Origin of the sequence: Chitinophaga sp., from assembly GCF_035538455.1 — a bacterium.
Classification (GTDB): domain Bacteria; phylum Bacteroidota; class Bacteroidia; order Chitinophagales; family Chitinophagaceae; genus Chitinophaga.
Genome location: NZ_DATLKJ010000110.1, coordinates 1 through 24,873 on the forward strand (window position 1 = coordinate 1; position 24,873 = coordinate 24,873).

Here is a 24,873-nt window from a genome sequence, read left to right on the forward strand (position 1 = left end):
TCACTACCGGGTTAAAGTTAGCGTTACTGGCCGGGTTATTCATATAGAGCGGTTGATTGGCCGCCGTAGTCTGCGTAGCATTGTTCAGCTCCGAAGCATAATCTGTCCAGCCATTGATAGCGGTGTTATCAGCGGTACTGGAAGTACCTGCGTCAGCGCGCAGCCAGAGGGAAGTACCTACTACTCCACCAGGTGTTTTGATGGGCGCGCCGAAAGTGAAGTACTGACCATTGGTTAAATCCACCGCAGCGGAATAATGTTTAACGCCGTTGAGTGTTGTAGCTGTTACCGGAATGAACTGGTCTGTTCCGTCGAAGGTAGCATCGTTACTGATGATCAGATAAGTTTGTGCGGCATTCGGTAATGCATCATAAGGTACAGCTACCTGTACTTTACCAATGGTACCGGTTTCCTGTACCCTCCATACTCTTCCCATGCGGTAGTTGGCCACAGGATGGCCTGTCAGCGGTGTTTTAAAGAGACCGCTGCCGGCATTGTCGCCCCATACCATGTAAGATTTATCGGCAGTGAAGGCATTAGTATTATCCAGGTTTGTTTCAGACAGGCTGTTGAGGCCGATGGCCAGCTGCAAGCCACTGTCTGTATTGCGGGATTGTTTCTGGTTAAGGTCTTCCGCATCATCACGGCCGATACCTGTGATATAATTTTTATACCCGCTGTTGGCTGCGGCATCCCATATGGTACTGCCATCGGTAGCCAGGTAGTTGGTAGCTCCGCTGTTCAATGAGATACCATATTTGATACCCATGTACGTATTCACACGTTGCTGCTCATTTGGTGTGAGCGCTTTAGTGTATACGATCAGGTCGCCCATGCGGCCGTTATAGGAGGAAGCATTTGACCAACCCAACTGGAAGGCGCTGCTGTTACCGGTGAATATGCTGTTATTGTTACCGTTGGCGACATTCAATCCATTCTTGTAAATAGATTGCTTGTTGGCAGCCAGACTGATGTCGCTGGTTGTTGACCAGAGAACGACCTGATTATTGACATTGCCTGCATTGTAGGACAGACGATTGTTGACATAAGGAGGATCCCAGTAAACAACATTATCTCCCCAGGTGGCATGCAATGTAAACTGGGTACCTGTTCCAGCAGGTTCTGTAAAGACAACGGTATTAATGTTAGCCGCCTGGCTGCCGGCATAGAACGCTGCTGCTCCATTGTAAGTACCGGTCTTCAGGAGAGAGCCGCCTGTCATTGCATGCGGCGCACCGTTAAACCTCACCACGGGGTTAAAGTTTATATTGGCGGCAGCATTGTTAAAATAGAGCGGCTGATTGGCAGGCGTAGCCTGGGATAAGTTATTTCCGTTAGGACTGTAGTCGTTCCATGCACTAACCGGCGTATTATCTGTAGTAGTGGACGTAGCAATATCTGCGCGCAACCATACCAGGTTAGCGCTGCTTACACCACCCGGATATTTCACCGGTGCGCCGAAGGTGAAGTATACACCATTAGGCAACAGATTGGTATTGAGCGTAACTGTTTTATCTGCATTCAGCGGCAGTTCCTGGCTGATCGTAGCAAACGTAGGATCTGTACTGATCAGCAGGTATACTTTAGTGCCGGTTGCATTAGCTTTCAGTGTGATCTGTTGATCTGTCCAGTTGGTTTTACCTACTTTCCATACACGGGGTAAACGGCGGGTAGCATTTGTACCGCTTACAACAGTCGTGTAGGTAGTAGCCGACAAGCCATTATCTCCAAATACAAAGAAGGATTTATCGTTGGTGATGTTGTTGGTATTCTGTTCGTTGGTAAGCGGGATGCTGTTACCCAGAGAGAGGGTTACATAACCGGTATCTACGCTGAGCGATTGTTTTGTATTCAGTGCAGTGGCGTCATCTCTTCCGATACCTGTTATACGTGATCTGTAAATAGCGTCCGCGGTCCAGTATTTCGAACCATCGGCGGCCAGGTAATCAGTAGCGCCGTTGTTGATGGTAATACCATATTTAAGACCAAGGTAGGATTCCACTGATTGACGTTCCACATCTGACAGCACGCGGTTGTATGCGATCACTTCCGCCATTTTACCATTCCAGTAAAGTCCTCTGGCAGCTATGGTACGGTTACCGATAGAAATAAAATTAGCGGTGAGTGGTTTTAAATTAACTGTTCCCTGCGCGTCGAGTTTGTAATTTTCAAACACCCTTACACCATTGGGCGTATTATTATTCTGGACACCGCTAAAGATATAGGATCTACCAGACTCGAAAGCATTAGTACCGGTTACGGCAACTATTGCTGCGGCATTCTGCAGGTATTGCAGTTTTCCGGAGACGATCCTGAATTCCATTCCCTGTGGCGACCCCACATCGCCGCTACTGATGATGTCTCCTGCCACATCGTAGGCAGTGCTGCTGCCTACCGCAAAAAGGGTAGCTGTGGCCGGATCAACGCGGGTAGTGGTAATATCGAGATAATCGTCTACCCCATCGAATGCGAGGCCGTAATTAAAGTTGAAAGCTTTTGCGTCTGTGATTGCCTGGCTACCCACCACATTTTGCAATGCGTCGTTGCCGAGGTTACTATAGTCATTCCATTTGCTGCCACCGGACATGCCATCGTCTGCACGCAGCCAGAAAGAAACGCCATTGTTTACGCCATTTGGTCCGGTGATATTCTTCGCAAAAGTGAAGTAGGCGCCATCGGGCAGCAGGCTGCTGTTAATGGTAACGGAGCTGTCGCCACTCAATACATAAGCGGCATCTCCGGCGCCGAAGGTATTGTCTGTGCTGACAAGCAGGTAGGTGCGTGCGGTACCGCCGGATAATCTGAAAGTGATATTCTGATCAGCCCAGTTATTTTTCTGTGTTTTGAAAATGCGGGTCATGCGGCTGTTGACGTTACTGATACCTGTAACCGGCGTCAGGTAAGCGATAGCGCCGGCATCATCACCGAAAGTGAGGAAAGAAACATCGTTGGTGATAGTTGTTGTATTGGCTTTATTGGAAGCCGCAATCGTTGCACCAGCAGCGATAGTCACGATACCAGTGTCAGCACTTATGGATTGTTTCTGCAACAGCATGCCTTTGTCGTCACGACCGATACCCGTGATATGTTTGGTATAAGCACCACCGGCAGTTGCTTTCCACATAGTGGTAGTTCCGTCACTGGCGATGTAATCCACCGGTGCGTCTATGCCGAGCGTAAGGCCATATCGTAGCGCCATATAGGATTGTACCTGCTGGCGCTCTACAGCACTGAGCTTGCGGGAATATAATATGACTTCAGGTATGTCGCCATTGAAGGCGGTATTATGGCCTGCTCCGATATAATCCTTTGCGTTGGCCGGAGAGAGGAAATTCACTGTATTGACGTTAGTTGTCGCCAATACTTTACCATCCACACCGGCTGCCCAGTCGTTGGTAGCGCTCCAGATATTCAGCAGGTGTGCGTTGCGCACATTTACACCGGCCGGGTAAGGGAAGTTCCTGCGGCTCGTCGCAGTGCCGAAATAAGTAAATTGATTATTGGTAGTGAAAGTATAAAATGCAGCACCGCCGGCAAACGTTCCACCAAACTCAAAAGGATACATGGCGGTAGCAGAAGTATTGTCGACGTTTGATGTTTGTATCGAGAATATTTCACCCGCAGTAAAGCTATTCGCTATCTCTGGTTGCAGTACAAAATAATTGCCATTGAAACCGATGCCGGGGTTGAAGTTAAAAGAAGCCTCCTTCCAGGGCAGAGCGCCTGCGTTGACAGTCCAGGTGCGGCGAGATGCGCTCAGCTCTTTCCATTGTGTAACGCTCGTGCCACCTGCTACCGCGCTGTCAGCCCTTGCCCATACTTCCAGCCCTGCTGCCACACCAGCCGGTGCAGCCTGCGTGTTGGCGAAAGTAAAGTAGGCGCCGTCGGGCAGCAGATCGCTGCTCAGTGTAAGCTGCCCGTTATCATCCAGCACATATGATTTATCGCCTGCTCCAAAAGTTTCATCGTTGCTCACCAACAGGTAGTTCGTGCTGTTTCCTCCTGTCAGTGCCAGCCTGATGGAGCTGCTGGCCCAGTTGGTACGATCTATTTTATAGATACGTCCCATGCGCTGGGTAACATTGCCCAACCCCGTAACACCTTGTGTGTAGGTAGCCGGTTGTCCATTATCGCTGAAAGTAAAGAAGGAAAGATCATTGGTTACATTGGCGGTATTCTCTACGTTGGAAGCTGTCAGGTTGTTACCCACGCCAATAGTTACGTTGGCGCCATCCAGCTGTGACAAGCTTTGCTTCTGAAGCAAAGTGCCATTATCATCTCTTCCGATACCAGTAATGCGTTCACCATAACCGGTATTTTTAGAGACAGCCCACATGCGGGTAGTGGCATCGCTGGCGAGATAATCGGTAGCGGCGCCTGCGGCAGTTCTCAAAGTGAGGGCATACTTCAGCGCAAGGTAACTATTCACCTGCGTGCGCTCGGTAGCATTTAACTGCCTGTTATACAGGATCACCTCAGATATGCTTCCATTAAAGACGGCGTTATGTCCGGCGCCGATGGCGGAGTTCAGCCCGGCCCCTCTACCGAAGGTAACCGGAAAGGTAGTACTGCTACCTATTGTTTTGCCATCGAAGTTCAGCGCCCAGCTACCCGGAGCGCTCCAGTTATTTAATATATGCGCCCGCTGAATATTAATGCTGCCCAGCGAATAACCAGGCCGCGTGTTTGTACCAAAGTGCGTATAGTGTGATCCGTTATAAACATAGAACTGTGTGGTCAGCGTGGCGGGATCACCTCCAAACTCAAACGGGAAGCTTGCGGTAGTAGAAGTAGCCGGCAGGTTAGAATACTGCACAGAAAATATTTCACCGGCTGTATAGCTCTCTGTAAACTTTGGTACGCTGAAATAGTTTGCTCCCAGGAAGGCGGCAGCAGGATTATAGTTAACAGCGCTCTTTGTCCAGTCAAGGGGTATATTGGCAATACCTGGCAACCATTCTCTCTGCACAGCCTGATCTTCCCATTTGAGGATGCTGCCGTCCACCACTGTTGTACCTGCATCCGCTTTTACCCATGTCTGCAAATTAGCAGCTACACCACCAGGGAAACGTTGTTTTCTGCCGAAGGTAAAGTAAGCGCCATTCGCCAGGTCAGCCCCCGTAAGTGTAACCGTTCCGGTGCTGCTCAGTTTCAGTTCTTTGGTAACCGTACCGAAAACGGGGTCTGTGCTGATGAGCAGGTAATTATCTCCGGCGCCATTTTTCAGCTGTAATGTTACCTGCTGCGCATTATCCCAGGATGCCGTTTTCTGTATACGCCAGACACGCACCATACGTTGTGTGGCGTTCGAACTGGAGACAGCTGTAAAGTAGTTAGTGGAACCCCCATTATCACTAAACGCAAGGAATGATTTATCCTGCGTGAAGTTGTTGGTATTGGCGGCGTTGGAAGCAGCGATGATACTTCCCAGTGCAATGGTTACGATACCGGTGTCCTGGCTCAGGGATTGTTTCTGATTCAGCATACTGCAATCCTCACGACCAATGCCGGTGATGCGTATGCCATAACCTGCGTTGGCGGCAGCCGTCCATATTTGTACGGTGCCATCGCTGTTAATATAATCTGTTGCCCCTGCATTGAGTGTAAGACCGTATTTCAATGCCATGTAAGATTCAAGGCGCTGCATTTCGGCGGGCGAGAGATCACGGTTATAGATGAATACTTCCGGGATCAGTACCTTGGAGTATTCGGAGTAAGCGGCACCACCCACATCTAATGTCCATACAGTTCCATCTGACGTCGGGCCATTTTTCAGCAGGGCGCCATTGCCTTTAAATTCATAGGCCCCACTGGCATTTCTTTTAAAGGAATAAAGCTTGTCTTTCGCCGTTACCGCGTTGCCGGTGTTCAGCCAGCCTTCCACATACAAGCGGTTTTCCATCCCTGCATGCCATCCCATTAATTTATTGCTGTTGGAGCTGGTAAATACGCGGCCGGTCTGACTGCCTTCCAGCTGCCCCATCCCCATAATGGAATAAGCACCGGACACGGCAGCCGAAGCAGGTACCTGGTGGGCATCATTACCATCATAATAAATGGCAGGGTTGAAATTCACCATGCCAGTGGTATTATCCGGATCGCCAATAACCGTCATGTGATTTGCGTTGCCGGAAATATCCCCCCAGTTCACACCGTTCACTGCCTGGTCTGCCCGGTACCATGCGACTACACCGCTGTTCACACAGGCTGGCCCTTTGAAGGTCATCGGGATGCTATTACCAAATTCTGAGGTACCGCAATTATTAGCAGGGATACGCAGCGTGGCTGTCCAGAAACCAAGACCGGTAGCACCGGGACCGGCATTGTATGTAATTGTTTGTGTTGATGTACCAGCAGACAATCCCGTTAAGCTCGTAACATAATATTGCCCGCTCGTTTTGTTTGTAGCGGGATCATTGGCATATATATCTACTGTGTATTGCGCGCCGGCTGTTATATTCGGTATCGTCAGCTGCAACTGATACTGTCCACCTCCCAGCGCGGTTGAAGCAACCAACACCGGCGTCTTGCCGCCGGCAGCAGTATAAGTACAGTTCCCGGCGGGCAATGAGATACCCGGACCAGTATTATTATAGATGGAGTTGTTGGTGATGACGACCTTGTTAGGCGAATCATTATTGATACCTGCCCCACCATTATTATGTATCACACAGCCATCCACCTGCGCATCCGTCACACCTGCACCGCCGTAAAACCAGACGGCGTGGTTGATATTATTCACCAGGGTATCGCCCTTCAGGTCTACATCTGTTACTGCATTCGCACCGTTTACTACAATGCCTGACCGCTCCTGGTTATAGAAAGATGAATTGATAATATCGACATTACTTCTGGCGGCATTACTGTAAAACTCCATACCATCACCGTTACGGGTGAAGGTCGAATTGCCCACCTGGAAATTGGTAGCTGCTGCGAGTATATAAATACCATCAACATCAAATTCATTAAAAGTAACATTGTCGATATTGACGGCAGTAGCTGCTGCATAAAATGCAATACCCGCATCCGCATCGTCTGTGTTAGAGAGCTTATCTCCATTCAGTATTGAATTGGTGCAGGTAAAACCGTTCACCGTGCTTTCAAACCTGATAAAGCCATTTCCTCCGTAAAGCCCCGGCACATTGTTCCCGATCACAGCCTTATTGATCTTTATATTGCTGGCACCCCCATTGAACCAGATGGCATGAATATCATTTTCATTTATATTAATGGTATCGAGTGTAATGTTATCCGTTGTATTGTCGAAGCGAATTGCATAATCTCCATCATCATCGGCTCCAATCACATTCATATCCACCGTTGTCCTGTTAATATCAAAATTAGTCGCGGGGTAATCGCAATAGATACCCAGTGATACGCCGCTCCACAAACTATCTATGGTCACATTTCTGAACATCACATTATTTGCCGTCTCCACAGCGCCGGCAGTGTTATCAAACATCACCGCATTCTGGAAGCCGCTGATATTACTGTTGGTCAGCGTAAATCCGTTTACGCCCGCATCCCTGAACACAAGCCCTTCGCCGCCACGCACGTTGCCAGCGGTACTCAGCTGGATATTGTCCATCACGAGGTTGGTCTGCGTACCACCTGTAAAATAAAAAGCCCGCCCAATGTGTGGAGAAGCGGTGCTTACCGGCTCCACATCAGTGGAATAAATATTTCTCACCGTGAGATCTGTAGTTGCACCCTGCACTCTCATGAATGAATTCAGGAAGTTACCGACCGTACTGAAAGAGCGTATATTCTCGACCGTTATACCCGTCCTGTTCGGAAGAATATCTACATTGATGTCCCCGTTATTCTGCACGGTAAAATTCCGGATGGTTACACTGTCCGCATTGATCACAAAGGGATTAATGACGGAATTGGTGCCTGTGGAATATAACGTGATCTTGTTCTGCCCGTCGATGGTCAGCTTTTTGGTTGTAATAACCGGCATAGTAGAGGCCAGCGTAATCTGTCCGTGCACGTTAAACACGATCTGGTGCGGACCGGCTCCAGCTGCGTTTGCATCGAGGATTGCCTGTCTGAAAGATCCGGGGCCCGTATCGTTGGTGTTAGTGACGGGGAAGCTGTTCGCAGTTGCAGCGACGGTCATCAGCATGCCGAACAATGCCAGCAACAGACCTTTACAGCCTTTGCTGAAAAATCTTGAATCGGGATTCATAACATTATTTAAGAGGGACATCATGCAATAAGCTTTGGGTAATAAGGGGCCGGGGCCATCACGCTATGCGTAACGGACCAGGAAAGATTCTTTAGGGAACCTTTACATGCTCACGGATAAAAATTGGTTGCTTGTTAAAACCGATAGACAACTTGTCTCAGTCAATGCCGATCAAATACAGGCAGCATTACACGTCTCATCGTTGACGGGATTTGTACAGCATAAGATAGTAAAGCCCGCACGGTGCGGTAATCGCGTAAAATTTCTCCATCGAAAAGCGTTAAGTTTACAAAAAGGATACGGGTGTTATCAGTTTGTCCTAAGTCTTAAGATTGTTCACATGACTCAATGGAACAAACCTCGAAACGAAAGTAGATAAACTAAATCTGCACTCCTGTCATTATCATTCAATGCACCTGTAGTATTTACACTACACAAATATTCATGCCTGACATGCGGTAGTTTGAACAGATATACATTAAAGCAGTGCGGATTCCTCTCCGGTTGTCCCAACGTAGCGTGTAATTTCTCCCAACTGTGCTGTTTTTCAATTGTTCTGACTGACACCGGCGTTTCAAAATAGTGGAAGGCAGAAGATAGTAAGGTAGTAGTGCAATTGACATAGTGTAGTCAGAAAACTACAAACATTATGCATATACGAAGAAAAAAGCATTACTTTAGCGGTGATAAATCACTATGCCATCCTTGACCCTAACCTGGAAAGGAAAATGATAAATGTATTAATAGCAGATGACCATTCGATAGTACGACTTGGTATGAAACAAATTATCTGCTCGCTACCTGGTGCTATGCTTGTTACTGAAGCAAAAACTTTTGATGAAGCCATTTCTCATCTCGAATCCCGGCCTTTCAACCTGCTGATATTGGATATTAATATGCCGGGAGGCAATAACCGTCAAATGATAGATGCCGTGAAACTCCGGCAGCCTGGTATCAGGATTCTGGTTTTTTCCGCGCACGATGAAATACTGTATGCTCTTAACTATCTTCAGGCAGGCGCAGACGGATATATCGAAAAAAATTCTCCGGATGAAGACTTCAGAACAGCCATTAATACTGTTCTTACCGGCGAAAAGTATATCAGTAAAGCAGTCCGGGATCAACTGATCGGTAAATTTACAGGGCAGCAGGAACGTCACGCCAATCCTTTCATTGGTCTTTCTGCACGGGAGCTTGAAGTCATGAACCTGCTTACCAAAGGAATTCCTTTGATAAAAATTGCGGAGATGCTTCATTTGCAGCTAACGACGGTGAGCACCTACAAAACGCGCATCTTTGAAAAAGTAGGTGTAAAAAATGTGATCGCGCTAATTGAAAAAGCGCAGCTATACCAGGTGTCTACTCATTATTGAAATAAAGCAGCAGGGAAATCCTGGTGCCAACAGAGGTACCAGGAGCGGCAAACAATCTGCCGTTGATTACAGTGAGCAACTCCATTACCAGGATCAGCCCTATTCCCGTGCCTTCGGAATGCCCGGCGGTATCATTGTCTGTGCGGTTGATCCAGTCTCTTATTACCGGTGGCATGCCATAGCCGGTATCCGACACATGTATTATCAAACTGCGCTCGTTTCTTTCAGTGGTTACCTCAATAACACCGTTGGCGGTATATTTCACGGCATTGTCCAACAGGTTATGTAAAACAACGGCAAGTAACAGCTTGTTAATGACCACTGTTGTTCCTGGCAGAATATTATTGATGATCTGTACTTCCTTTGAATCTGATACCGGCTTGAAGATCTCCATTTTTTCTTCTATCAACTGGAACAGATCTACGGTTTCTTTGGAAAACTCGCCGGTCAGGAAGGATGTGCGCATGTAGTGTATCAGGTTGTCCACCAGGTGATGCATGCGATAGAGGCTATCATAAGTGACGGTTTTTATTTCCTCTTCCTGTAATCTGCCGGATAATGCTTCATTTTTTTTATTGACACGAAGTAAAAATTTCAGCGGCGTTTTAATATCATGGGTAATGGCGGTAAGAAGACGCTTATGCATTAAACTTTGTCTGCGCAGCTGTTGATCGGATTCCCGGAGTATGGTCATTGTTTCCTCCAGTTTACGGGTACGGCTTCCTACATTTATTTCCAACAGCCTGTTCTGACGCTGGATATGCCTGACACGTATTTTGTAAAGCGCCATTATCAGGCATATCAAAGCGAACAGCACCACCAGGCGGAACCATCCTTTTTCATAAAAAGCGTCCTGTACAAGAATCGTGATTACCTTTTCGATATACTGATCTCTTCCAAATCCTTTCAGCTTGCGGATACGGATGCGATAATGCCCCGATGGCAAGGACGACAATGTGATCGTTCTGTCGCTGTTTACAGGCAGCCATATCTGTTCTCCACGCCAATCGTCTTTTTCCAGGCAGTAATAAAAATACAGGTTCCTGGCATCTCCGAAGTAGGGTGAGCTCACATGCAGGCGGAAAGTTTTAAAATTATTCGGCAGCTCGAAGCGTTCAGCTGCTTCCGTCAGTTTCAGGTCACGTTCTACCCAGTCTACAAATATTTCCTTATCCGGCATTTCCATCCGGATAGCAGCCGGTGTAAACTGTACAAGGCCGTCTAGTGATGGAAGCGAAATATCACCGTCATCAAATTGAAAGGCACATGGTTCGCAGCCACCATTGAACTCGTTTGAATTAAATCCCTGGTCTTTCCCGAAATAATAATAGAATACGTCGTGTTGCTTTCCGTCTGCAAAATCAAGGGCATCTTGTCTCCTGACACTAAATAAGCCTTTGTTGGTTGTCAGCCATAAATAACCGTTGCTATCTTCAGTAATACAATGAGTGGTAGACATATACCGCTGACCATCCAGCGGCAGAGATACCAACCGTTCATTCCGGTAAAGAAAGACACCGCGGTTATAAGTAGTAATCCAAACTTCTCCCTGTTTTGGAACATAGATGCTTCTGATATTCCCTTGTTCCAGGCCTCTGATGGTATCTGTATGTCCCGATGGCAGATGTACCCTGTATAGTCCATTGACAGTGCCTACCCATAAACCCCCAGGGCTTTGTCCTTCTTTGATGTAGGTAACATCGTTTAATGCAGCAGGCAGAAACCGGAGCGTCTGATCCGGATCAGCCGTTTTTATGTAGTACAATCCACGATACTTTCCACCAACCCATACATTCCCCTCCCGGTCGGTGTATGTCTGGCCAATGAGGAAAGGCAGTTCAACTTTGCGTAAAACCTTACTGAAATCAGGCGATATACCAATCAACATCCTGCCATATCGCCCCCAATATCTTCCTTGTTGATCACGGGCCAATGTATATTTCTCCAGCGGACTTTCCCTGTTGAGTGACAAAGGCAGCCACCGGTATTGTCCATTCCGGTTAAAAGCGATCCCGGATGCTGTTACTACCGTATTTCCGGGAAAGGGCGCCTGTGCATAGAATACTTCCATTCCGGCAACATCAGACTTATGCACCTCAAATTGTTGTCTGGTACAAACATAGAGCCCCTTTGTGGAGCTGCCCAGAAAAACCCGTCTGTTCAGCTGATCATAATAGATCGAAGTAATATAGGTCTGGTGAAAATCAAAGTCCCGCAGCACCATATCACTACGTATACCTCCCTGTTCTGGCTGTAGTATATAACAGTTGCCGTTCGTATATACAAAAACCTGGCGTGCTGCCAGGTTCCAGAACAATTCGATTCTGCAAGTATTGAATGCAGGATCAGATAACAACGCTCCGGTAAGCGATACTTTTACCGGTCGGTCTCTTTCCCACCCTAGCAACTTTCCATCCCTGTTCAGGTAGAAAAGCTGATTGCCGCAAACAAACAAACGCAACAGATCAAGCTGAGGCTGGATGATGCGGTATTCCACTTTTCCCCGCTTTACTAAAGAGATCGTATCATTATGTACTGAAAAATAACTGTCTGTACCCTGCGGCATTACAATGGGACGGATTTTTGCAAAATGCGCTGCATAATCATCGGGCCATCCCCTGATGGGATAGTAATCGTCCTTGCGGTCCTTGTACTGCTGGTATTTATATCCCGGCAGCTCTTTTCCTATATGCGTTACCGTACTTCCTGTTACCGTTAATATTTCCCCGATATCCGTTTCCACAGCAATGGCGGTGTCATTGGGATAGACTCTCGCCATCCGGCTGCTTTTCAGGTCGGGTAGGTTATTGCTGCCAAAGTTGAGAAAATAGCTACCGTCAAACCTTGCCAGTCCGTTTTCTGTGGGCAGCCACAGAAATCCATTCCTGTCCGGCACAATGCCTTTAACGCTGTTTTGCGGCAGGCCGTCATCATCCGTAAAGTGTTTGATGAAATAATGCGCAGTTGTGTCTTCCGAGGGATTGAACACTGCAGGCATAAAATTCAATAAAGTTAGGTTGAGGAAAAGCGTAATGTTCATCTTTGATATAAAGGCATGGTCAACATATCGACAGGACTATACAGCACCCTATCACCTGTCATGTTTTCTATAGCGTAGGTAAAGATATAAAAATAATAGTTCGCCGCGCCTTGTAAATCAACTGGCGGTAATACAGTGCCAGAGTGCACCATACCGGAGCAAGGGGGTTATATGCAGAAAAATATCATATAGGCGTAAGTGTTACGATGTTAATAGACGGGGTCTCTTATTTCTTTCGGTGCAATTCTTCCGACTGCATTTAATTCATATAATCCTACATATCTATCGACGATATTGAATTTGGGATGTCCCACAAAGGCCCCAATATCAATTGAGCATCTCAAAAAATATACCTTTCCCGGTTGAAAATCTATTGACACCTCATCAGGCCCTTCCGTCCGTGCGGATAACCTGGCAGGTCCCGTTTTATAAATTTTGATAAAGAATTTGGAATTATTCTTTACACGGCAAATAACCGAATCTTCCAGCTTTACATTATATGAAATAATAGTACCTAAAGCAGATGCAGGACGATATACACATAATAATGAATAAGAGGCAGTATCAGAAAGCATTGATTTCATAGCTGAGTCTAAGGCCTGGCTCCTGCGGGCTTCCAGACCGGGAATATCAGGATGACGATAAATTTCTCCATACAGGCGGTAGCAGGTACTTAACCCGTCAGGGGCTAACAATTCGGTGATCTTAATAACGTTGCCGCCTGCCTTTATGGCTTTGGCTTTTGCCTGTACAATAGTGCTATCATAACTACAATTGGTTTTAAATCCGCCGTCGGTAACTTTTACCTTGCCAATCTTCCTCGCGCCATCCGGCAGCATATCATCTTTAGCAATAACAAATACACCTGTAGTGTCCGTAAAATTTTTAGCATTAACCTGTATGTTAATACTGCATATAAACAATAATACAATGATCGATTTTAGGTATAGTGTCATGCGCGCAAAGATTGAATCGCCGAAGCATTCGTATTTTTTCTCCGGAGGCGCAATATTAGGAAATTAAGACTGAAAAAAAGCCGGAATGTTATTCCCTCCGTAGGAATTTTCCGGATAATCCTGTTTTAAGAGTTGGAGAAGAAATCAATAGCCATCAATAAAAGACCGGTCTTTTACAATATATACCTATAGGTTCTCCGCAAGAAAAGAGTTCCGGGATAATAAAGCTGATATTACATTAAGCATCAATAATCCGTTTAACGAAAAGCTTGTTCAATACAGCTATGCAATACCTATGCGCAGAAAGAAAAGAGAGTAAGCGACCTGTTAGCTTTTACACCCGTTTTCTATATGCTCTCATCGCAAAGAAGTAAGTCACAATTGTAATTCCGAGGCACCATGCGAGCGCCACCCATATTTCCTTACCAACAGGCTGATTTGATAACAGCGCGCGGATGGTTTCCACAATAGCCGTTACGGGCTGGTTTTCGGCAAACGCACGGACACCCGATGGCATTGTTTTAGTAGGCACGAATGCCGAGCTGATTAAGGGTAGGAAGTGAATCGGGTAAGCAATGGCGGCGGCCCCATCTATTGATTTTGCGGACAATCCGGCAATTGCCGCAATCCATGTCAGGCTCAATGTAAAGAGCGAGATGATACCGGCAACCGCAAGCCATGACAGCACACCCGCCGAAGAACGAAAGCCCATGATGAGTGCGACGAGAATAATCACCGTCAGTGAAATCACATTAGAAAACAACGAAGTCAGTACGTGACCCCACAGTGCCGCAGAGCGCGCGATCGACATGGAACTGAAGCGCTCGAATATTCCCCGCTGTACATCGTTAAAGAGGCGGTAAGACACATAGCCAACGCTATTGGCAACGGCAACCAGCAATATGCCGGGCAACAGGTAATTGACATAATTATCTGAGCCGGACTGAATAGCGCCGCCCAACACATATACAAACAGCAGCATCATCGCAATAGGCATGATGGTAACTGTAATGATGGTATCCATACTACGGAATACATGACGCATAGAGCGTCCGAGCATAACACTCAGGTCTGTGAAATAGTAGTTCTTTATCGTTTCCATTATTTTTTTCTTTTTTTGTTGATGCCTGTAAAAAATATATCGTCCAATATATCCATCGCCGTTAGGACCGCCGTGCTAAATGCATGTACAAACAGCAGCAGCAGTACAACCGGTATGATAACTACCACGAGGATGGCATTCATACTGTGAAGAATATGGCGCAGGGAACGGCCTAACAAAATACCTGTGTTCCTGCCGAAGGGATCCCTGATAGTTTCCATTTACCTTTCCTCCTTTTCACCAACGATCGCAAGAAATATTTCCTCCAGCGTTGGCTGTTTTTCAATGTATTCTACGGTTGCGGGCGGGAACAGTTTTTTCAGTTCTTCGAGTGTTCCGTTCACGATGATCTTCCCTTTATGAAGAATGGCAATGTTATCGGCGAGCTGTTCAGCCTCCTCAAGGTACTGGGTGGTCAGGAATACCGTTGTGCCACTACCGGCAAGTTCTTTGACAATCTTCCAGACCTCAATACGCGCTTCAGGGTCAAGCCCGGTTGTTGGTTCGTCGAGGAAAATAAGCTGTGACTTTCCGACAAGGCTCATGGCAATGTCGAGCCGGCGGCGCATACCACCTGAATAAGTAGAAGCCCTGCGGTCAGCCGCATCGACGAGGCCAAAGCGTTGAAGCAAATCGGTTGCGACCTGATGCGGATTATTAAGATGGCGCAGCCTGGCTATCATAACAAGGTTTTCCCTGCCAGTCAGTATCTCATCCACTGCGGCAAATTGCCCGGTCAGGCTAATCGACTGCCGCACCTTATCTGGCCTTGATACCACATCGAATCCGTTTACGATTGCACTGCCGCTGTCCTGTTGCAGCAGCGTGGTGAGGATCTTGACTATCGTTGTCTTGCCTGCGCCGTTGGAGCCCAGCAGCGCGAAAATGCTGCCTGCTTTTACCTGAAAATCTACTCCCGTCAATACCGGGACGTTTTTATAGGACTTTTGCAGCCCCTCTACCGAGATGGCCATTTCATTTTGCGACATGGTTATTATTTTATGCTGTTAACAATGTGATACCACTTACATCTGCTTTCCCGTTCTTCAGGAATTCGTAGGTCATCCGGTCTGTCTGGCAGTCAACAAACCGGATCTTTTTCAGCGTCTTGCATTTGAAGAAGGTGTTGAGCAGTATAGAATTCTGGAATGTCACCCTGGAGAATGCACAATTGTCAAAATAGCAGTCTTCCAATGTGCCTTCGAAAACGGTATCAGCAATGGAGGTGGCATTAAAGGAAGTGCCATTCAATATGGCATTTACCACCGTATTCTTATCAAGGGAACTGGAATTGAACACTGCGCCGGTAAGATCTGCATTGGAGAAATCGCAGTTTTTAATATGGCTGCCGGAGAATTCCGCTTTTTCCAGTGTACAGTTTGTGAAGAGATCGTTTGCTAAGTGACTGTTCTGAAAATGACTGCCGCTTATATCGGAGCTGGAAAAATCACAGTTCTCTACGTGGTTACCTTTAAGGAGAAGTCCCGACATGGCAGCGCCAATAAATTTGCAGCGCTGCATATTGGAGGAACTGAATTTCTCATGGAGATTCTTCAATCCGGAGAAATCCGCGTCCACCCAGTTCCCGCGCGACATATCCCAACCGGGCTTATTATCACGTTTGGGAGATGCCAATTCGTCCGGCTGCTTCGCCAAGGGCTCATTGGTTACCATTTCAGAAGTTGCGGACGGGAAGTTTTCTGAAAAGTAATTAAGATCCACCCCCAGGATTTCGGCGAGCCGGTTAAAAGTAATGATGTCCGGAATGGATTCCCCCCGCTCCCATTTGCCAACTGCCTGCGGACTGATAAACAGCAATTGAGCAAGTTGTGCCTGAGACATATTGATCTCTTTTCGTGCTTTGGCAATTTTATCGCCAATGATCTTTGTATCCATTGTTAATGACTTTTTGTTTTATTTTTTCGACGATACAAAGATATTGAGGTTCATTACCACTCTCCGTATAAGTGCCGCTCCTGTTAGTTGTAATCACGCTACTTGCTGTTGTTTTTTGACAACTACCGGTAGTATATGCCGGGATTCAGGGATTTTGCGGGTTCAGAGATCAGACCAACTGCCAGTTGTGGTTGCCGAAGGGGTCTATATTGTCCTTATTTTGCCGCCATCACTTCCACCTCCAGTTTCCACTTTGTTTCCAGCAGCGTGCAACAGATTACAGTTGAAGCGGGTTGATGTGTTTTCATGTATTTCATTCTTAACCGCACATTGGCTTCATCAAATGACGGGTCGGACAGGTACGTCCGGATGGAAATAACATCCTGGTAGTCCATTTCGGCAGATCTCAGAATTGTTCCGATATGTTGCCAGATAAGTTCGCCCTGTTCTTCAAATGATTCGGGCATCGTTTGCCCATCTGATAAATAGCCATTGAGCCCGCTTATAATCAATAGTCTTGAATTGTCTCTCACTTCAATTGCGTGGCTATAGTTACGATACGGAGGGAACAGATCCTTAGGATTGTGTTTAATGATCATACCATTTTATTTAGCGGCTCTGATTTAGATAAGATAACCAAAAATAACAAAAGCCGCTGTTAAGGCGGCTTGTGTATTCCGGCGATCCCACCGGGCTTATATTAAGTTCTTAATAGGAATATTCCCAGTGAAAAGTCAGCTTTTCCAGCAGCTGCTTATTATGTGAGCCGGAGATGTTAATCAGTCTGGCATTCAGGCCATCGGCCAGGTCTGCAGAAAAGGGGGTACGTTTCCTTTTACCGGCGCCAATGGTACGTCCTTTTTGTGTCGTAAACCAGATTCCCTGGATATGTTTGTACATATACCCATATACACTGCTGATGTATTCATCTCTGGCCAGCTCCAATTTGATAAACTTCGAAGAAGTCTTGCCCGCTTTTACGTCCGGTTTGCTTTCATATCCCAATGTAAGGCCAGTTAAGGTGTCTTTATCATCGTACCATAAGGTAATATTTGTAATACGGACGCTGTCCAGACCGGAAAATGGGACCGTGTTGGAAATACCGCCAAATTCGCCGACAGCCCTTCTTATCTTTTGGGGTACATATTTTTCTGTCACGCCAGGATTAAAGTACTTCCAGGTCTTTGTCTGGTCCATTAACTCGTCCAGCTCAGACCCGTACTGTTCCCTGATCTGATTCCGGCGCTGCAATACCGCATTTTGGGCGGTGGGCATATAAGCTCCTTTTTCAGGTTCTACAGAGGGGTAAAAAGTCATTGACCAGTTATCAAAAGCATCTTTAGCGGTGCAGGCAGGGTTATATAAATCAGTGGATTCCTCAGGATCCCTGATAAGTGCCATGCGTGATTTTAAAAGAGTGGCCCGGTGTTTCGTCACTTCCTTGGTGAGCTTTTCTATGCAATCGAGTAAATCTTTTAAATGCTGTTTGGCATTATCTTCTGTTGGTTTGTACCCGAATACTTCCTCATAATCTGTTACCAGTTTATGATGCAAGGCGATCGTGACGGTACCGAATCCAACCAGATAAGGAAGTACCGATGCCTTTTTATTTAAGAAGTGTGGCCGTCTTCCTTCTGCGTATGTTAAAGTGGAAATCAGCTTTGCTCCTTTCTCTGCCGTACCGTTGGATAAGCCATCAAATGTTTTTGCATTGGATAATACACCTGTGAGGTCATCCCGTAATTCCTCTATCTGCTTTTGTTCTAATAGTTCGAGGATACGGATATCGATATAACTTTTCAATTGATCCCATAAGTTCGCTAGTGTGTTATTGGAGGTCCAGAAAAAGCCGATGACAGCGCTTATGCCTCCTACGTCAGGTATTTTACTGATTAATGCCAACAACACGGTACGTAATGTTTCAGTGGCTTCGCTATAGGATATTGGGCTTTCGGCTGCCGGGTCTCCTATAACGGGCATTAACTTAAATAACTGGTTATCGGTTCCTGACAACTGTATTTGCTCCACCCTGGTAGCATCCTCCTTCCGGGCATAAACGACGTCTATAAATTTATTACTGTGCAGTGCCCTGATGCGGTAATATCCATCGGCAACCGGATCGAGATGAAACTGAAGGTTTGCTTTATCTGGTTCCCAATGCCATTGGATTAACTCAGCTCCATCAGCCGGGGAAGCATTGTTTACTGCTATATAGCGGTCTTTGCCCGGCAAAATCCAGTAAAAATGTGATCCTTCTACCAAGGTGAATTTCTGATTTTCATTATCCGGATCTAAGGTCATTTGCGTCAATCTGCAACCCAGGGAAGTATTGGCAAAACCAAGGGCTTTTCCACTGTGCTTAGCGATCAGGTAGTAACGTTGATTGGGTAAGTTTTTAAATGCCATTAAATCTGGTTTTAAGGGTATAAGGGATTGATTTTCTATCAGTTCTGTCCAAAATCCACCTTAAATCAGGCGTATGAGGGAGCTGGTGCGTATAGTTTTACGCACGCTTTCCCAAAGATGATAAATTAGTTTGTAATATCATACGGGGAAATGCCCGGCTGGGTAGGTCTTTGGATGTATTGTACAGGAAGGAACGGCGTATAACTGCCTGTATAGTATAGGAATACCGAAGTAAATACGGACATGATGTGGACTTGAGGTGGACTTGATGCGGGTACAACCCGCGGATGTGCAGTTGCAGTAAGGCATATCAAACCGGTTGAACCTACCCGTTAAGGCCAGGTTTGCAGATATCTCCTTATCCGATTGCGCTGGTATGATATAAAGTTTTCCGGTATGAAATCCCCCATGATGCGAGTTCGTCAATAACGGTTCCCAGAGATTTACCCAGTTCCGTGATTTCGTATTCTACTGAAATGGGTTTAGTATTCAGTACGGTCCTGGTTATTAAATTATTCACCTCCAGGTCCAGCAGTTCCTTAGAAAGCATTTTGGTACCAATACCGTCCACTTCCCGCTGAAGATCCATGAATCTCATCTTCCCCTGATGTAAAAGAGTACCCAGTATGTGCAGCTTCCATTTGCCTGAAAGCAATTCCAATGCGTCTTTTATTCCTGTTATCTTGGTTTTACAGTCGGCCTTTTTTCCCATATTATTTTCATTTTTCTACCTATGTAAAGTTAATGATAAATGGGCCACTTCCCTGTTGGATATTAGTTTCCTGTTGGGAAGGGATAGTTTTTCAGGCTGTCAAAGGGGGTAGCTTCGTGGCCGGATTCAGTAAAAATATAGTTATAACAGTAAGTAAATATTCATCATGAAAAAAGTAGGCGTAATTGGAGCTACGGGGAAGTCCGGCTCACTCATCGTAAAAGAACTTGTAGAAAACAACTTTGATGTTACCGCTATCGTAAGAAACATAGATAAAGCAAAACATCTGCATGTAGCTATCCTGCATAAAGATCTCTTTGAGCTAGGCTACGATGACATAAAAGATTTTGATGTGGTGATCAACGCATTTAATGCTCCCATCGGGGAAGAAGCGCTTCATCAGTCTAACCTGCAACACCTTTCTGATATACTAAAAGATCAACCCGCTCCGCAATTATATATGCTGGGCGGTGCAGGCTCATTGTTTCTTGACGATTCACGGTCCAAACGCGTGGTAGAACTGGAAGGGCTTCCTCCTTTCATTATACCCACTGCCCAGAATGAGGTAAAGGCTTACGACAAGCTGGTAACAAGAAATGATTTTAACTGGATTTATTTTTGTCCGCCTTTAAACCTGGACCCGGAGGGTGAAACCACCGGTAAATTCATGGTCTCCGGGGATATACTGACAATGGATCTGAAGGGTAACAGCTATATCTCTTATGGTGATTATGCAAAAGGGGTTGTTGATGTATTGTTGAATCAACCCGGTACTAATCACACAACGATCTCTATTGTTGGTCAATAACCAACTTTAACTGATCTGCCCTGATCAGTATTTTTCACAAACAAGGCCCAATAAAGTAACCTGCCATCCGCAGTTCCTTTTATTGGGCCTTTCCTCTTCTCACGCTAAAATAATAGTTTCCAAAAAGGTGTTCTTTTAAAAAGATACCGGCTTTCCTGGAGATATTCATCCATGATACGCGGCTTTCTTGCAATTAAGTTGGTGATAGTATCATAGCCTGGTTCCGGAATTTTAATAGCCAGATCATCCAGTTCTACAATATGGTTAGCTAACCATTCGGGCAATTTTGCCTTGTTTGTTAACTGATTAAATAATTCCGCTGGTGTGATATCCACGTAGTCAACCTTACGGCCTGTTATGCGGGATAGCTTTGCGGCCATTTCTATATTACTGATGGCCTGCGGGCCTGCAAGTATGACTGAGCGTTCTCTCAACTCCTCCGTTGCTAATAAAAGATTCACCGCCACTGTGGCTACGTCACGGCAGTCAATATAATTCCGCGCAGCGTCACCCAAAGCCCCGTAAATTTTACCGAAGTGCCGGATCGTAAATGTATTCCGTTCCCAATTCTGCATAAACGCATAGGGTCTTAAACAACAGAAGTCATCGAAACTACGTGAAAGATAATCATCTATTTTACTATGCCATTGGCTGACTTCCACTTTTGCCGGTGCATGAACTACCGGTGCTGACAATTTAACGATTCGCTTTACACCACAGCATTTGGCGGCGTCAATGATATTAATTTCATATTCCACCTGATTGGGAGATGTTGCCGTCAAAAGGAACAATGCATCAGCCCCGAAGCAAGCTTCCTTGAGTTGGCTGCCTGCATTCAAATCGGCACTTACGTACGTTATATTCGATGAGCGGCTGCCTGCTGATATTGGATAAGGACGCTCAGGGTTTCTCAGCACTCCTCTAGTCATACAGTCGCGTTCACTTAGTTGTTGCATCACCTCTGTTCCTACAGTGCCTGTACATCCAAAAACAACGATCGTTGGTTTATTTCTTTTCATTTTTATAATCTTTCACTAGTTGACGGATTGTTAATATTGCAGCTCCCAAGAAAGCAGAAAACGTTATATTAAACCGTTCTGATGGAAGTTTGAGTATAGATACACATAAGGCTCCTATACCAGTCATTAACAGGATGACAAGCAGGGCTCTTATCCTCTTTTTCTGTACCAGGATCCGTCCCAGGTCTAATTGCCAAAGTATGATAAAGCTGAACACTGTTGATAACAAGGAAGACAACCCTATCGTCGAATAACTTGCCTGCATAAGATCTGTTTGCTGAAGAAGAAAACCAGCTATAAAAGACATCAAAGCAGGGAATACATATGCGGGAACGACCGCCATGACAAAGGAGTGCAGGTTGTAAGTTGAAGCAAGATCTTTTTTATTTTCCATTGAGCATTATTGTGGTGTTTTAGAACCGGAAAGTATTGTCTTCAAAAAAGCTTACCGGATTTTTATTTATCTCTGCCGATACGATAAGTCAGTGCAGCCTTTCCGTAAGCCATATTAGAAATAGAGAAATCATTCACCGTTTTCTGGTTGGTATCGAACAGTTCATAACGATTAAAAAGGCCTACCCCTCCCTGTACCTGGAACCAGATATTGCCTATCAAACGTTGTTGCAACTGCAGGCCAGCATGAATAGTGGAGAATTGGGCGTAATCGACTTCTTTCCCATTATACCCCCGGTAGTTTTTCATCTTAAACCGGGTCCAGTCTATAGAGCCAGCCAGACCTACCTGTGTGTTTCTATTTACGTTATAAAGTACATTCAACCTCGGCCAATAGAACTGAGCCAACCATTTATTGTTGGTGCTCCGGTAATCAATTGATATTCCCGGGGTGATCAAAGTCTCTCCAAAGGAATACATAATATGCACCCCAAATCCGATTTCGAGATTCGACGCTGTACCAAATTTCTTCGACACGCCTAGTATTCCGTCCAGTATCAGATTGTTAAAAGAAACAGATCTCCTGGATTCTGAAGCAAGGGTTGGCATTACAATCGCCAAAACGGACCACTTATCTGAAATAGGATGCCGGATAATTATTACTGATTTTATTTCATGGATTCTCCCAACCTGGTTTGAATCGCCGTCCGTCTTGTTATCATAATTGAAGTCCATCAAGCGGTAGCTCAGGTTACTAAAAATGCTTGTCCTTCCGATTTTAAAAGGAGGCACAGGTAGCCATGCATCGTAGGTATTCAGTTGGAACTTATTCCCTGACATGGAACTTTCTGAAGGCAGATCCTTAAACGTAGCTTTACTATGACCAGTAACAGCCATACCGCCAACATCCTGAATAATCTGGCTGTAGCTGGTATTAGAGAAGAGAAGAGAAAAGAAGGCGACCAAACAAAGGCACGACCATTTGGTCATCACTTTATACTTACTGTTTTGGAGATTACGCCCTATACCGCAGTTATTAACAACTATTAATGTTTTCATTTTCTTTGAATCTAGTGATACAAAGGTGGATTGAAAACAAGGATAGCTTTAAAACGAAACCACGCTTTACCCGGACAAATCTTGCATAAAGGCCATCCGGTACGCTGAGGGAGTTACACCGGTTACCTTCTTAAAGAGACGTCCAAAATAGCTGGGATCTCCGTAATTAAGCTCAAAAGCAATCTCTGAAATGCCTTTGGTAAGGTCTTGCAAAAGCAGCTGGCTTTGCAGGATACATACTTTATTGATCCATTCCTTTGGGCTTTCACCGATTGTTTCCTTTATACACCGGTGGAGATAATTTTCAGAAACAAATAGCTCACCCGCATAAAATGAGATCGTTTTATGTTTCAGGTAATGTTTGTAGACGAGTTCTTTAAACCTGAAGGTAACTTCGGCGCTTCGGTTTATACCTTTGTTCAGCTCTTTACTGGAGGTAAATATTTTCTGTAACCCAGCCTGCAAAAGAGAATAACAGACGCCAAGATTGGGATTGGGGTAATAAATTTCAACGCTCAGCAGTTCAAATAACGAGGTTAGCCATGCGCTGTTCTCTTCCGATAAATGAATGACTTTATTCACGGAAAACAGCTTAATTAATTCCTGCCTGGATAGCAATTGATTGAGGGCCTTGTCTTCAAATAGAATAATGTGTCCGGCAGCATCCGGACTCACTTCCTTTAAGGACGTGACATTCCCTTGCCGGACAAATAAGATCTCCTGTTCTTTTATCGAGACTAAATCGGCATCTACCTGCTGCTTAGCGCGTCCCCTGGTGATATGTACGATGAAATTAAATTCAGGCCGATGCAGTGGCGTAGGTACTTTGATGAAGCCTGAAGTTTTCTCTATATCATGCACCTGAACGGGGGTTTTTAAGATCGTAAAGTCGGCTGACATCTCCGACATAAACCGTCCTCTGAAATCTGTCGGGGTGATTCTCTTTATTTTAGTCATCGCACAAAACTAATGGTATATGGTGATCTGCAAAAATTATCAGCCATTACGTAATTATGAATAAACAATGACATCAAATGTAGTGGTAGATGGAAATCTTATTACCGGTCAGCATCCTTTTAGTTCCAGGGAAATGGCAAAAGTAGTTACCAGAGCGCTCGAAAAATAGAAGGGCCCGTACCTAACGTGTCTTTGATACGCAATGCAAAAGATGTAAGTTTTGCTTACTTTGTCCACAAAAATTCTTAACTTAGAATAAGATATATAGCCCCATCCCTCCGACTTTACCGTTGTCACCACTGACACTATTTATTTTTTAAAATTCAGAAAATAATTTTTATGAAAAAGATTCCCATTTTCGTAGTGGTTGCTTTTTTAGTAGCCTGTACTTCCGGCACCAACAAGCCAACAACAGAAGCAGTAAAGACATCCGAATCCGGTTCGGCAAAACAGGAAAGCCTGACATATCCTTACACGGCGGATTATTCTTCGGATTTTGAGATCGGTGATGCAAAAAATGTGCAGACACTTCTTGAATTGTATAAGAACTGGGACAACAACACACTTGACAATTCAAAGAGTTCATTTGCAGAAACTGACACTATGTTTTTTTCCGATGGGAATATGTTTGCCGGCAGCAGGGACAGTCTTTTTGTTGTTGCTAAGATGATGAGAGGACAGATGGGCAATGTCGTGGATTCTATTCATGCCTTTATACCACTCAGAAGTAAGGATAGAAAAGAAGATTGGGTAGTGATATGGGCCAGAGAGATTTCAACAGATGCCAAAGGAAACAGGACAGGTAAAGAACTGCAGGAAACATGGCGGTTTGATAAAAACGGGAAAATAAATTTGATGTATCAATACCAGCAGCTACCTCCTAAAATGTCGCCACCAGTAGCGAAAAAGTAACGTATATTTTTAATCGGGCTTAAAAGAATGACCGGGCAACTATCTAACA

At 45.4% G+C, this 24,873-nt stretch carries 17 protein-coding genes; 3 read left to right on the forward strand and 14 right to left on the reverse strand.

Annotation, left to right across the window (positions count from 1 at the left end; all coding sequences use genetic code 11):
* A partial coding sequence (locus tag VM802_RS13390) for a DUF8202 domain-containing protein (protein WP_325531242.1) occupies window positions 1–8,191 on the reverse strand: 8,191 nt, incomplete at its 3' end.
* Window positions 8,192–8,919: 728 nt separating this feature from the next.
* Between VM802_RS13390 and VM802_RS13395 the strand changes: the two genes are divergently transcribed.
* Entirely contained in the window at window positions 8,920–9,564 is a 645-nt protein-coding gene (locus VM802_RS13395; RefSeq protein WP_325531244.1) for a response regulator, read from the forward strand.
* Here VM802_RS13395 and VM802_RS13400 read toward each other — a convergent pair.
* From VM802_RS13400 to VM802_RS13440, 9 genes are all read right to left on the reverse strand, one after another.
* On the reverse strand, window positions 9,551–12,562 hold the full coding sequence (locus tag VM802_RS13400; RefSeq protein ID WP_325531246.1) for a sensor histidine kinase: 3,012 nt from the start codon (window positions 12,560–12,562) through the stop codon (window positions 9,551–9,553). The genes VM802_RS13395 and VM802_RS13400 overlap by 14 nt on opposite strands.
* A 251-nt stretch (window positions 12,563–12,813) precedes the next feature.
* Window positions 12,814–13,560, reverse strand: a complete 747-nt coding sequence (locus tag VM802_RS13405; protein ID WP_325531248.1) for a hypothetical protein — start codon at window positions 13,558–13,560, stop codon at window positions 12,814–12,816.
* 334 nt (window positions 13,561–13,894) lie between these two features.
* Window positions 13,895–14,662 (reverse strand): ABC transporter permease, encoded by a 768-nt coding sequence (locus VM802_RS13410; RefSeq protein WP_325531250.1) that lies wholly within the window; start codon window positions 14,660–14,662, stop codon window positions 13,895–13,897.
* On the reverse strand, window positions 14,662–14,883 hold the full coding sequence (locus VM802_RS13415) for a hypothetical protein (RefSeq protein WP_325531252.1): 222 nt from the start codon (window positions 14,881–14,883) through the stop codon (window positions 14,662–14,664). The genes VM802_RS13410 and VM802_RS13415 overlap by 1 nt, the downstream gene beginning before the upstream one ends.
* Window positions 14,884–15,585, reverse strand: coding sequence for an ABC transporter ATP-binding protein (locus tag VM802_RS13420; protein ID WP_325531254.1), 702 nt, complete (start codon window positions 15,583–15,585; stop codon window positions 14,884–14,886).
* Between the two features lie 76 nt (window positions 15,586–15,661).
* Window positions 15,662–16,558 carry a helix-turn-helix domain-containing protein gene (locus VM802_RS13425; RefSeq protein WP_325531256.1) on the reverse strand — a complete coding sequence of 299 codons (897 nt, stop codon included), beginning with the start codon at window positions 16,556–16,558 and terminating at the stop codon, window positions 15,662–15,664.
* A gap of 215 nt (window positions 16,559–16,773) precedes the next feature.
* The gene (locus VM802_RS13430) at window positions 16,774–17,157 is read right to left on the reverse strand and encodes a RidA family protein (RefSeq protein ID WP_325531258.1); all 384 of its coding nucleotides are present in this window, start codon (window positions 17,155–17,157) and stop codon (window positions 16,774–16,776) included.
* 109 nt (window positions 17,158–17,266) lie between these two features.
* Window positions 17,267–18,964, reverse strand: a complete 1,698-nt coding sequence (locus VM802_RS13435; protein WP_325531260.1) for an RICIN domain-containing protein — start codon at window positions 18,962–18,964, stop codon at window positions 17,267–17,269.
* A 358-nt stretch (window positions 18,965–19,322) separates the two neighbouring features.
* Window positions 19,323–19,676 carry a winged helix-turn-helix transcriptional regulator gene (locus VM802_RS13440; protein ID WP_325531262.1) on the reverse strand — a complete coding sequence of 118 codons (354 nt, stop codon included), beginning with the start codon at window positions 19,674–19,676 and terminating at the stop codon, window positions 19,323–19,325.
* Between the two features lie 166 nt (window positions 19,677–19,842).
* Between VM802_RS13440 and VM802_RS13445 the strand changes: the two genes are divergently transcribed.
* Entirely contained in the window at window positions 19,843–20,484 is a 642-nt protein-coding gene (locus tag VM802_RS13445; RefSeq protein WP_325531264.1) for an NAD(P)-dependent oxidoreductase, read from the forward strand.
* A 104-nt stretch (window positions 20,485–20,588) separates the two neighbouring features.
* Here VM802_RS13445 and VM802_RS13450 read toward each other — a convergent pair whose 3' ends face one another.
* From VM802_RS13450 to VM802_RS13465, 4 genes are all read right to left on the reverse strand, one after another.
* Entirely contained in the window at window positions 20,589–21,503 is a 915-nt protein-coding gene (locus tag VM802_RS13450) for an NmrA family NAD(P)-binding protein (RefSeq protein WP_325531266.1), read from the reverse strand.
* The gene (locus VM802_RS13455; RefSeq protein WP_325531268.1) at window positions 21,490–21,897 is read right to left on the reverse strand and encodes a hypothetical protein; all 408 of its coding nucleotides are present in this window, start codon (window positions 21,895–21,897) and stop codon (window positions 21,490–21,492) included. Before VM802_RS13455 ends, VM802_RS13450 begins: the two co-directional genes overlap by 14 nt.
* A gap of 62 nt (window positions 21,898–21,959) precedes the next feature.
* Entirely contained in the window at window positions 21,960–22,955 is a 996-nt protein-coding gene (locus VM802_RS13460; RefSeq protein WP_325531270.1) for a DUF6268 family outer membrane beta-barrel protein, read from the reverse strand.
* A gap of 66 nt (window positions 22,956–23,021) precedes the next feature.
* A complete protein-coding gene (locus VM802_RS13465) occupies window positions 23,022–23,912 on the reverse strand; it encodes a helix-turn-helix domain-containing protein (RefSeq protein WP_325531272.1) in 891 nt (296 codons plus the stop codon).
* 339 nt (window positions 23,913–24,251) lie between these two features.
* On the opposite strand from VM802_RS13465, the gene VM802_RS13470 reads away from it, so the two are divergent.
* Window positions 24,252–24,824 (forward strand): hypothetical protein, encoded by a 573-nt coding sequence (locus VM802_RS13470; RefSeq protein WP_325531274.1) that lies wholly within the window; start codon window positions 24,252–24,254, stop codon window positions 24,822–24,824.
* Window positions 24,825–24,873 lie beyond the last annotated feature (49 nt).